We start from the raw sequence: 11,992 nt of genomic DNA, 5'->3' as shown, positions 1-11,992 counted from the left end.
TCTGTCTTTTTAGACTTATTTAGCGAGGGATTATGAATTTAAATAATAGCTTTGAAAATAAAAATATTGTTATCACTGGAGGACTTGGATTTATAGGAAGTAATTTAGCTGAAAGACTTTGCCAGTTTGGTGCAAATGTTACATTACTGGATAGTATGTTACCCGATTACGGTGGAAACGAAAGAAATGTCGAAAAAATTAAGGATAAAGTTAAAATTAGCTATACAGATATGAGAGACCCTCATTCGCTACCATATATAGTTAAAAATTCAGATTATATTTTTAACTTAGCAGGTCAAATTTCACATATTGATTCTATGAATGACCCTATTCAAGATTTAGAAATTAACCAAAAGGCGCAGGTTTATTTTCTTGAAGCCGTAAGAAAGTATGCAAAGAATTCAATTGTTGTCCATGCAAGTACTCGGCAAATATATGGTAAAACAATAAAAACTCCGACTGATGAAAATCACCCTATTGCACCTACTGATGTAAATGGTATTAATAAACTTGGTGGTGAGCTTTACCATACATTGTACAGTAAAGTTTATGGAATTAAGACTGTAAGTCTCAGGTTAACTAACACGTATGGGCCAAGACAACTTATCCGTCATAATAGACAAGGCTTTATTGGTTGGTTTATGAATAGAGCTTTATTAGGTGAAGAAATTGTCTTATATGGAGATGGTAGTCAAATTAGAGATTTTACATATGTTGATGATGTTGTTGATGGACTTTTATTAACCTCTATTAATGAAAAAGCTTGGGGTAATGTATATAATTTGGGCGGAATCAGGCCATATACGCTATTAGAAACTGCAAACATTTTGAAGAACCTTAATCCAAATTTAACCATTCGATTTATTCCATTCCCGGAAGAACGAAAGAAAATTGATATTGGGAATTATATTGCTGACTATAATAAAATTAAATCTGAAATAAACTGGAAACCAAAGGTAGATTTACCAGATGGACTTGAAAAAATGTTTAACTTTTATAAAGGTAAATTGGAAAATTACTTATAGTTATAATTATTCAGTTTGGATGCTATTTAATATGTTCATTTTATAGGTGGAACTAATAGTACCATTATTACTCTTAAATCCAATTCCAAATATTAAGCTCTTATCGAGCTTTTTGTAATCTTGTAATAAGAACTTTTCATTTGAAAAAAGAACTTTTGATGAAATGTTTCTTGATTCTAAAAACTTTTGTAAATAGCTGTCTGTAATATAATTTATATTTACTTCTTCACTAGAGTAAAAGGATGCTAGATCTTCTTGATCTGGTGATCTTATTCTATATTGAATTAATTTATCTGCGGTAAATTTATTATTAGAACTTTTAAAATAAACGTGATCTTTACTTTTATTAAAAAGACTGTGTACATTGCTAAAGTTTCCTACTTTAAAATCCATATATGCCGCGTCTTCAACTATCCACATAAAATCAACAGGTTTTAAATTTTTGTGGATAGTGGCATCTATTTTAACTGAATGGCTTTTAGAGTTTAGGTCAAAAAAATAAATTTTCTTAAGGTTATAAGTGAATAGTTTATGACTTAGTTCAATTTCTTTGGAAAAGTTTTCCTCTTTTGTCTTTTGTGCGTGCTCTTGATTCACTCTTTCAGATATTTTTAAAGGACCTTCATAGTTAAACTCTACTTGTAAAAAATTATTAGAAGAATTAATTTTACGAGTCCATTTTAGGAAGCCTAAATAGACCCAGTATTCTTTGTTTTTATAAAGAATTAGTAATTTGTCATCTGGAAAGCAGTAGTAATCGCCGGTATTATTTCTGTCATTAATACCAATTCCAAAATAATTTTCCCAAATCATATTATTTTCGTTGGGAATAGTAATTGTTAAGTTTGTAGTAAGGCTCGTAAATCTATTAAACCAAAAATCATGATTAGGATTGTTTGTTCTCACCCAAGTAGTTTTAAATTGGGGAAACTTATTTAAAATATAATCAATAGAATCTGAAATAATAATCTCGCCAAAAGTAACTTCGTCGTCTGAGCTTAAAATATTTTCATTAAACGACAGATGAAGATTAAAACTATTCACTGGATTATCAATTTCCATATATAAAAACTGATCCGTATTATCCCCAGTATGATATGAGTAATTCCATTTATTGTTATACTCAACATGTACTCCAGTTCTGGGCTGACTACTTTTAACTTTTGATATGATGAATAATTTCGACTTACTACTCTTAAATATATTATTTTTTATAACAATGCTTTTGCAGTTTTTGTTTAAAATTAATTCCTTGCTGTTTTTTACTGTCGCACAGCTTTCGCCGCTAAAAGCTTGGTAATCTATCACTTGAACAAATGGAGTTAACATATTTCTGGTTAAATAGTATGAAGTAATTATTAAAATAACTGTAAAAATTAAAAAAATTAGTTGTTTTTTATTCAATGATTTTTCCATTAGCAATTACTTTTCTTAATACATATTGAGGAGTATTAGTGTGTCCTAAATATGAGCGACCTATGTACTCACCAACAACACCTAAAACAATAAGCTGAACGCCAGAGAAAATAAGAGTAGAAACTATTGCAGAGGCCCATCCGATCGGAATATCAGGGTAAATAATTTTCTCAATGATAAATTTAATGGCTAATAAAAATCCAGAAAGTGAAAAGATGAATCCTGTTACTAAAGACCAGCGAAGTGGTTTAATGCTAAAATTTATAAACATATTAGACCAAAGGGAAATAAGCTTGGTTAGTGTATAATTACTTTTTCCAGTCTCTCTGTAATCGTGTATTACTAGCTGTGTTTCTATATGATGAGTAGATCTTAAAATTAAACCATCAATGTATGGAAATGGTCCTTTGTATTTAATTATTTCTTTAATTAAATTCTGCCTTATAATTTTAAAACTACATAAGTATAACTCTTTAGGTTTGTTTAACATTATATTTCCAACATAATCATTGAATTTACTACCTAGATTTCTGAACCAATGATGTTTTTTTTGAGAGTATTTGGCAAATACAACATCGGCATTAGAGTCTTGAATTTTTTTCAAAAGCTTAATAATTTCACTTGGTGGATTTTGAAAATCATCGTCAATAATAGCTGCATACATTCCTTGGCAATTATTAAGTCCAGCAATTACAGCATTATGTTCACTAAAGTTTTTTGCTAAATCAAAATATTTAATAGTTTTAGGAAAAGTCACTGCTAAATTACTACATACCAAGTCAGTATCATCTTTACTACCATCATTAACTAGAATAATTTCATACAGTTTTCCATCTAGCTCTTTTTCAATGTGACTATTAATTGAATCAACTAATCTTGAGATTGTTTTAGATCCATAGTAAATAGGTATTATAATTGATAGGTAAATGTTATTCATGGGAGCATTCCTTTGTTTTTAAAATATTTACTAAATTGTCAGTTTTACTTTTTAACTCATCTATATTTTCCCAGTCAGTGATAATAGATTTAAAATATGTTAATTTAATTTCTTCATTTGGTTTAATGAAGCCTTTAAAAACCAACCCATGGTTACGGTGAGGTAAGTTCTCGTTTTTACTATAAACATTTTGTAGCTTCAATACATCAGAAAATTCCACTTCATTTTGAGAACTAGGACTATCTGAAGTAAAATAATAATCTAAATATTTTGAACAAGACCATTCAAAAACTGCCATGTTTCTGTGAATTGGTGCCATAATTCTATATGTGATCGGGAAAATGTTTTTATTCTTAGATAAAAATTGTTGATTTTTAATTTGCAAGTCATTTGAAATGGTTTCTACTCCTCTATCAGTTCCAACATTAAAATCAAAGACAGATGAATCTTGGAAAGTCCATTTAAAGAAACCAGGTTCTTTACTTCTAGATTTTAAAGTAATAGATGTTTTACTATAAGGTTTTTTTAGTTGAAATAGGTGTGAGATTTTTATATCTAATGGAGGTATACTTTTTTTATAAGTTTTAAATTCCTCAATAAGCATTTTATCCTTTGTGCTATGCTCAAAAGTTAGTAAATTTGGATTTCTATCAAAATTAATTAATATTTGGTCGGAATCTATTTTTTCGGTTCTATTCCATTTAAGCATGCCTAAATACGATTCAGATGTTGTTTTTGTGTTTAAGTTTGTGAATATTAATTCATCATCTGGAAAGCAATAAAAATCACCTGTATTTGAAGCATTATTGATTCCTATTCCAAAATACTTTTCCCAGATCATGCTTTCTTTATATGGTATTTGAATAGAAAAATTATTCTTTAGATTTATCCATCTCATATACGGATTATTGGGATCTGGGTTATGATTCTCATAGAACTTCTCGATAAATTGATCATTTTTGCACGCTGAAAATTCAAGTGAATTAATTTTTAAAAAAAGTTTTTCATCTGGATCTGAAAATATTGGTTTAGAAACTGAAAAGCCTAATTGATATGGACCTTTTTGTGTTGCAACTTCACTTCCGGCTAGTTCAATATTAGTTGTATTTCCACTTCCACTAGAATTTACAACTAATCTTTCCATGAAACGTTCTTGGCCTTTAGAGTACAGTCTAATGTTTGCAATTCCATTAGTATTAATATTAGCTTTAACTCTCACTTCACATGATGAAAAATCAATATTTGAGTCAAAATAGTAAAAAGATCTTAATCCTTTATTAATATTTTCCAAATTGCTAATTTTCAAATATATTGGCTTTTTCTTTATTATGTTTATTATAGGTTTAGAATCATAAATTGATGACTCTAGACGTACGAAAAGTGTTTCCTCCATTGAAAAACATTTTTGTAATCGTTCTTTAGGATACTCTCCATATGCTAGCATAAAACCTGGCTCATTTTTTTCAGTTACGCAGGGTGATGCATTAATTCCAACTACTTTAGCGCCTATGTCCTGTGGAAGAGACCTCCATCGGAGCCACCATTCAGTAGCATGGTAATTTAAAAATACTCCACTTGTAATTCCTTCAATGTTGGAAGGAAACTGTTCAAAAACAATAGCTTTAATTATATTATCATCTCTTAGACTTTTAAGAATTAATGGAGCTACTTTTCTTTCAATTTGAATTAGTGGAAAATATGCGCCATATAGAAAACTTAAATTATGAGAAAAGGAAATAAGAAAGAATAATAAAATTACAAGATTATATAACTTTAAATGTATAAATCTTTTTGTAAGAAGAAAAAAAATAATAATAGCTGGTGGCAGAATGAAATAAACATATCTGCTAACAAAGTATTTAATTGGTAAGACTACTATAATAGTACCAAAAAACCATCCCAAAATAGCAATCCAGTGATTCATTTTAAATTGATTTGGTTTTTCTTCAGAGTTTGCTTTAGTTAGAAGTTTATAAAAGAATAAACCAAAGGCCAAAAAGAAAGTAATTTGCAACATCAGCACTTTCTTCAATTCTTTATCAATGTTATGCAAGTTATTTAGCAACATTGATAACACTTTATACTCGGGTATAAACCCTAAAAATGCTTTTCTAAATATGTATTTTAGGTTCTCAAATGATGAATCAATCGGGCTTGGATAATACATTCTGAAGGTATCTACAAGCGAGGTAGATGAAGATTGTGAAATTAATAAAACTTGAGGTAAAAAAGTTAATAATAATAAAAGTAATGTTAAGAATAGGTATACTAGATTTTGCAGTAATAAGGTTCTTTGTTTTACTTGATTCTTATTTAGAAAAAATAAGATTATACTGGCGCCAATAAGGAATGGAAGAGATTGTTCTTGATAAAGTACACTTAAGAGTAATGCAAATGAAGATGAAAAAATATATAAATATTTAAAAAAACCTTTTGGGATTTCTAGGCTTTTGTTAAACAAAAGAAAAGACGCTAATAAGAAAAATACTTGATAAAAACAGTAATTAGCCGAAACCCAATAATATGACTCAATATAATAGCAATTTATAAGGAAGAAAGTTGTAATGATAAATGCTAATTTGTTTTCAATATAATTTTGTAAGAGCTTAAAGAGTAATACACAATTTGCAAAAATAACTATGCTCTGTATGACAAAGTACCAAATTACATTGGTTCCAATAAACGCATACAGGATCTGATGGGTTAAGTGCCACCCTAATTGAAGTCTCGGAACTCCTCCAGTTAGATAGCTAATAAGTGCGTTTGCAAAAGAAGTTTCATTTCTTAGTTGGTTGTTAAAGTTTAAAAAGTATCCAAAATCATCACTATAAAAATCAAAAAATTTTATTGGAATGATAAACATTGTAAATGTTAAAAACAACCAAAATAAATAGTATATCTTGCTAGACAATTTTTTTAACAGCATCAGAAACTCTTTTCATTTCAAGCTCGCTCATATATGGATTTAAAGGTAGCGATAAAACAGTCTGGCTTAACGAATTTGCATTTGGAAAATCGTCTAGCGAGTATTTCAAAAATGAAAATGCTTTCTGTTTATGTGCCGGAATTGGGTAGTGGACAAGTGAGCCAACTCCTTGCTCCTTTAAATTTTGTTGAAATAGATCTCTATTGTAAGGGCACGATATAACAAAAAGATGATAACATGAATATGTTGAATCTGTTATTAGATTGCTGGAAATAATTTTTATTTTATTCTTAAGTTCAGTTAAGTAGAAATTTGCAATATTTAATCGCGCTTTTAATTCTGATTGGGAAAAATCTAATCGTTCAGATAAAATTGCCGCCTGGAGTTCATCTAACCGACTATTTCTTCCAATAAAATCATGATGATATGTTTTTGACTGACCATAATTTCTCAAATAGGACACGAGATTTTTAAGTTCGGCTGTATTTCCAGATAAGGCCCCACCATCGCCTAGTGCACCTAAATTTTTAGTTGGATAAAAAGACCATGAGGCTAAATCCCCCCAAGATCCTGAACTTTTTCCATTTCTTTTGGCGCCAAATGATTGAGCACAATCTTCAAGGATTTTTATATTATTTTTTTTTGCAATCGAAGTGATTTCTTCCATATCGCAAATTTGGCCATAAAGATGTACAGGGACTATTGCTTTAGTTTTTGAGGAAATTGTCTTAAGGATCTCTTTGGTAGAAATCAAACCGTCATGTGCATTAACATCAGCCAGCCTAATTGTGGCTCCTGTTGCTGAAATACCCATTAATGTTGGCATAGCAGTTAATGGAGTTGTAATCACTTCGTCTCCAGGACCAATGTTAAGTGCTTTTAATCCAATTTCTAGCGTATCTGTGCCATTTGCACATCCTAAAGACCATTCAGAGGAAATTGCTTTTGCAAATTTTTCTTCAAAAGTGGTTAGTTCTTTTCCAAGAACGAAATGGCCACTATCAAGGACTCGATCCCAAGCTTCATTGAGTTTTTGTCTTTGCCCTTGAACACTCTTCTTTAGATCTAAAAATGGTATAAATTGATTCATACTTAACCTTGTGTTTAAATTAAATTATAATTCGCTAAAGTTCTTTTGCCATTCGTTTATATAGCGATCAATATTGAAAAGATCTATCGATGTTTTACGAGCCTCTTTTCCAATTTGTTTACAAATTGAAGGGTTGTCTAATAAAAACTTCAAGTACTCGGCAAGCTCATCTGTATTATCTGAATAGAATCCATTTATTCCATTTTTAATGAATAAGTTAACATCATGATTATTTAAGCTTACAGTACTTAGTCCACACATCATAGCTTCACCCCTTGATCTTGGCATTGGCGAGCGGATGGTGGGATTAAAATAAATTGAATGTTTTTTTACTTCAGAAATATATTCATAATATTTGGCCAAAGCATAGTTGTTATCGAAAACTCTTTGGAATGGTTCGTTAACTTTAAATTCAGCAGGATGATCCTTCTCCGGAAGGTTTTTGAATACCTGATTAAATATTTCGTAACCTCTATAGTGGGGCCGTTCTTTTATTGCTTTTCCAAGTGAAAGAATTCCTTTTTCATATGTTGACTCTGGATATTCGCAAGGATCAAATCCTTGCCAAATTACCTTTGAATTTTTGAAGCCCCATTCAGAATGTGCCTGATTCGAGTTGCAAATTACTTTAATATTTTTCGTATATTCAACAAGTTTTTTTCTAGACTCTTCTATGACTTGATATTTAAGTTTAGGATCAATGTTGTCATTGTTATATTGACCATAAAATTGGGGTGTTCCATGGCATATAGCTACTTTTGGAAGAGAAATATTTTCCATGAAATATCTAAAGTTTGAGCCCCAATGTTGATCTAATACGCCATTGCAATTTTGCCAATCGAGAGCATTTTCATCAAAGTGTAAAAGAGCAAAATCATAATCTTTTAGGTTAATTTTATCTAATTCTAAAAATCTAGCATTCGCGGGAAAGGGTCTTTGTTCATAAGACCAAACATTGGTAAAACCAGGGCAGATCTCTTTTATAAGCGTAAATCGATGATTTGTTTTATATAATTCATATTGGTGGGGAACGTGCCATCTATAAGTTAAAATATTATACATTCTTTTTGTGGGTTTAATCTTACATCTTTTTATAGGATCTGTAAGTTCGATGAATTTTTGATAGTGTTTGTTGTCAGCAATTTCATGATGATTTTTATACCATTGATCAATTTTCCCAACCAGCTCATTTGACCATACCCTAGCTACATTTAAAAAATCTGGATGTTTGGTAAAAAGTTTATTCAAGTTAATCATTGATTTGATAACTTTTTGATTTTCGGGAACTGATGACGGGTGAGAAATGTGCAAGCTAAATGACTTATTTAAAAACTGGATTTTGAGCCCTCTTTTGTAAAGACGAAAACCCATTTCTACATCTTCCCACCCAAAGCCAGATTCTGGGTCCTTTGAGTATGAAAACTGAGGATCAAAAAGGTCTTCTGAAATGCTAGATTTTTTTATCGAGAAATTTCTGGTGATGCAATTCAAGAAGTTATTAACGTTCATGGAGTCTTGTAAATCCATTCCAGAAAATAGTTTTATATGATTTTCAGAAAGATCTTTTGCTAATTTGGCTGGATTTTTGCCGTGAGTTTCTATATTCATTGGACCAATTCCAATATCATAATTATAAGTGTAGTGGCTCTCAACATGTGCTTCGATAAACTCTGGATTCGGGTAAGAATCTGCATCTACAATTATAAGAAGATCACCGGACGAATTTTTTATTCCATTATTTCTAGAAACGCAATTACCTTTGTTTTGTTCATTCTGAATGATAGTAAGAATGATATCTTTTTTAGAGGTTGACTTTAGCTTAGAGAAAACTTGTTTGGATACCGCTACATCTTTTTTGGGGCTTTTATCGTCAATAAGTATCAATTCAATAGGGCCTAGATAGGTTTGTGAAAAAATACTTTCAATAAAGAAAGGAACTTCTTTTTCCTTGTTGTAGAGTATTGCAATTATTGAAATTTTTGGCAGTTGTTTGGGTAAGTTAAAAAGCCGTGGCTGTACTTCAACCGTGGAAAAGGGAAAAAATCTAGGTCCAGAATGAAATTTGGTGCTTAATTTGTAATAAACGTAGTTTTTTGAGTTTTTTAAAAAAGTTAGCGGTCCTTGTCTGTAGAGCACCCTAATTGCTTTATAGATAATTCCTTCACCAATGATTAGCTTTAATGACTTCACTATTGCGTTCATATTTCCCATTTTTTTCTTGTTATGTCCAGCATTTGAACTTGTTATCAACATATATTTCATATTACAATTTCTTTTTCAAATTAGTTTAGAGGTTTTTATGAATATTTTAGTGACGGGATCTTCTGGCTTTATAGCATCAAGTGTTGTTAAAAATTTATTAAATTGCGGAAATAATGTGCATGGCATTGATGACCATAATGACTATTATGACCCTGAGTTAAAGAAATACAGGGCTAATTTAAATATTGCTCTGGGGCTTGCGTTTCATAAAGAGTCCATTTTGAATAAGGAATTTCTTCGAAAGTTGTTTCGCGATAGTAAATTTGATTCAGTTCTTCATTTAGCTGCAATGGCCGGGGTAAGGTATAGTCAACAAAGACCAGAATTGTATATTGATACTAATGTTACGGGAACTTTAAATATTCTAGAGCTTTGTAAAGAGTTTGGTGTAAAAAAGTATGCATTGGCTTCAACATCCTCTTTATATGCAGGGGAACCACTACCTTACGTTGAAACTCTGGCTGTAAACAATCCTTGGTCGCCCTATGCGGCCTCAAAAAAATCAGCAGAAGTGTTATCGTATTCCTATCAACATCTGTATCAAATTGATGTTTCAATTTTAAGGTTTTTTACAGTTTTTGGCCCAGCTGGACGCCCAGACATGAGTATATATAGATTTATAGACGGTGCTTTGAACGGTGAAGAGGTAGAGGTTTATGGCGATGGTAGCCAAGCAAGAGATTTTACTTTCATTGAAGATATTGCTGAGGGTGTGTGCAGATCTGTTAAACTAAGTGGATATAATATTATTAATTTGGGAGGAGGAAAAAATCCAAAAACAATATTGGATCTTATTTCTACTATTGAACTAAAAACTGGGAAGAAAATGATGGTAAAGTTCAAGCCATTTATTGACTCGGACATGAAAGTGACGTGGGCAGATATAACTAAAGCAAAAACACTTATGAATTGGTATCCCAAAGAAAGCTTTGAATCTGGTATTGAAAAAACAATTGACTGGCATGAAAACAATAGCGAGTTTATTGCCAAGCTAAAAAATATAAAAAGGTAGTTGTATGAATATTACAGTCATTGGATCTGGTTATGTAGGGCTTGTAACAGGAACCTGCTTAGCAGAAATTGGACATCATGTTAAGTGTCTTGATTTAGATAAAAAGAAAATTGAATTATTAAAGCAGGGCAAGGTGCCAATATATGAACCAGGTCTTGAAGAGTTAATTACAAAAAATATAAAAAAAGAACGCTTATCATTTACTGATTCAATTGAGGAAAGCGTAAATTTCGGTCAAGTTCAGTTCATCGCAGTTGGCACACCTTCTGGTGAGGATGGATCAGCCGATTTAAACTATGTCGTAAAAGCCGCCGAGAATATTGGCAAATATATGAAAAATGAAAAATATATTATCAACAAATCAACAGTTCCTGTTGGTACAGCTGATAAAGTCAAGTCTGCTGTAAACGCTCAACTTAAGATTCGAAACGAAAAAATTAATTTTGATGTGATTTCCAATCCCGAGTTCCTTAAAGAAGGTGCAGCCATTGATGATTTCATGAAGCCTGCAAGAATTATTGTTGGAATTGATAATAATGAAGTTAAACCAATAATTGAAGAGCTATATGCACCATTTCAAAAAAACCATGATAAACTTATTTATATGGATGTGAAGTCTGCAGAGCTGACTAAGTACGCAGCTAATTGTATGTTAGCTGTGCGTATTTCTTTTATGAACGAGTTATCACGACTAGCTGAAAAAGTTGATGCCAATATTGATTTTGTCAGAAAAGGAATTGGTTCAGATCCAAGAATTGGGTTTAATTTTTTATATTCAGGCGTTGGCTATGGTGGTTCTTGTTTTCCCAAAGACGTAAAAGCCTTAATAAAAACGGCACAGGATAATGATTTAAATTTAGAAGTTATTGAAGCCGCTGAAAGTGCTAACAAAAAACAGAAAAAATATTTTGTAAATAAAATAAAAACATACTTTAAAGATGATCTTGCCGGAAAGAGAATCGCTGTTTGGGGGCTAGCATTTAAACCCAACACTGATGATATGCGAGAAGCTCCAAGCATAGATATAATAAATCAACTATCGAATCTAGGTTGTAAGTTTAATTTATACGATCCTGTAGCTATGCAGGAATCGAAAAAAATATTAAATGCTAATAATCTTACATATTTTGACAATCAAATAGATCCATTAAAAGGTGCTGATGCATTAGTTGTCCTAACTGAATGGACAGAGTTTAAAGCCCTAGATTTTGAAGTTTTATCAAAAAATATGAAGGTTAAAGTTATTTTTGATGGTCGAAATTTATATGATTCAAAAGTAGTTACTAAACATGGTTTTCAGTATTTTGGAATTGGAAAAAAATAG

At 31.0% G+C, this 11,992-nt stretch carries 8 protein-coding genes; 3 read left to right on the top strand and 5 right to left on the bottom strand.

Annotated elements, in window-relative coordinates:
- Positions 1-32: 32 nt before the first annotated feature.
- Positions 33-1,025 (top strand): GDP-mannose 4,6-dehydratase, encoded by a 993-nt coding sequence (locus J0M15_07860; protein ID MBN8536955.1) that lies wholly within the window; start codon positions 33-35, stop codon positions 1,023-1,025.
- Between the two features lie 6 nt (positions 1,026-1,031).
- Here the strand turns inward: J0M15_07860 and J0M15_07855 are convergent, their stop codons facing one another.
- Genes J0M15_07855 through J0M15_07835 form a run of 5 tightly spaced genes read right to left on the bottom strand, consistent with a single transcriptional unit; the run spans position 1,032 to position 9,596 of the window.
- Positions 1,032-2,441 carry a hypothetical protein gene (locus J0M15_07855; GenBank protein ID MBN8536954.1) on the bottom strand — a complete coding sequence of 470 codons (1,410 nt, stop codon included), beginning with the start codon at positions 2,439-2,441 and terminating at the stop codon, positions 1,032-1,034.
- Positions 2,422-3,369, bottom strand: coding sequence for a glycosyltransferase family 2 protein (locus J0M15_07850; protein MBN8536953.1), 948 nt, complete (start codon positions 3,367-3,369; stop codon positions 2,422-2,424). The genes J0M15_07855 and J0M15_07850 overlap by 20 nt, the downstream gene beginning before the upstream one ends.
- A gap of 1 nt (position 3,370) precedes the next feature.
- Positions 3,371-6,304: a hypothetical protein gene (locus tag J0M15_07845; protein MBN8536952.1), complete on the bottom strand. Its 2,934-nt coding sequence runs from the start codon at positions 6,302-6,304 to the stop codon at positions 3,371-3,373.
- A complete protein-coding gene (locus J0M15_07840) occupies positions 6,282-7,394 on the bottom strand; it encodes a DegT/DnrJ/EryC1/StrS family aminotransferase (GenBank protein MBN8536951.1) in 1,113 nt (370 codons plus the stop codon). Before J0M15_07840 ends, J0M15_07845 begins: the two co-directional genes overlap by 23 nt.
- Before the next feature lie 24 nt (positions 7,395-7,418).
- Positions 7,419-9,596 carry a glycosyltransferase gene (locus J0M15_07835; GenBank protein MBN8536950.1) on the bottom strand — a complete coding sequence of 726 codons (2,178 nt, stop codon included), beginning with the start codon at positions 9,594-9,596 and terminating at the stop codon, positions 7,419-7,421.
- Positions 9,597-9,693: 97 nt separating this feature from the next.
- On the opposite strand from J0M15_07835, the gene J0M15_07830 reads away from it, so the two are divergent.
- Both J0M15_07830 and J0M15_07825 read left to right on the top strand, forming a co-directional pair.
- Complete coding sequence (locus tag J0M15_07830; protein MBN8536949.1) at positions 9,694-10,668, top strand: GDP-mannose 4,6-dehydratase; 975 nt, start codon at positions 9,694-9,696, stop codon at positions 10,666-10,668.
- A gap of 4 nt (positions 10,669-10,672) precedes the next feature.
- Positions 10,673-11,992 (top strand): UDP-glucose/GDP-mannose dehydrogenase family protein, encoded by a 1,320-nt coding sequence (locus J0M15_07825; protein MBN8536948.1) that lies wholly within the window; start codon positions 10,673-10,675, stop codon positions 11,990-11,992.

Source organism: Deltaproteobacteria bacterium (genome assembly GCA_017302835.1).
Classification (GTDB): domain Bacteria; phylum Bdellovibrionota; class Bdellovibrionia; order Bdellovibrionales; family Bdellovibrionaceae; genus UBA2316.
The sequence above is the reverse complement of the archived record's forward strand: the minus strand, read 5'-3'. Positions and strand labels throughout refer to the sequence as shown.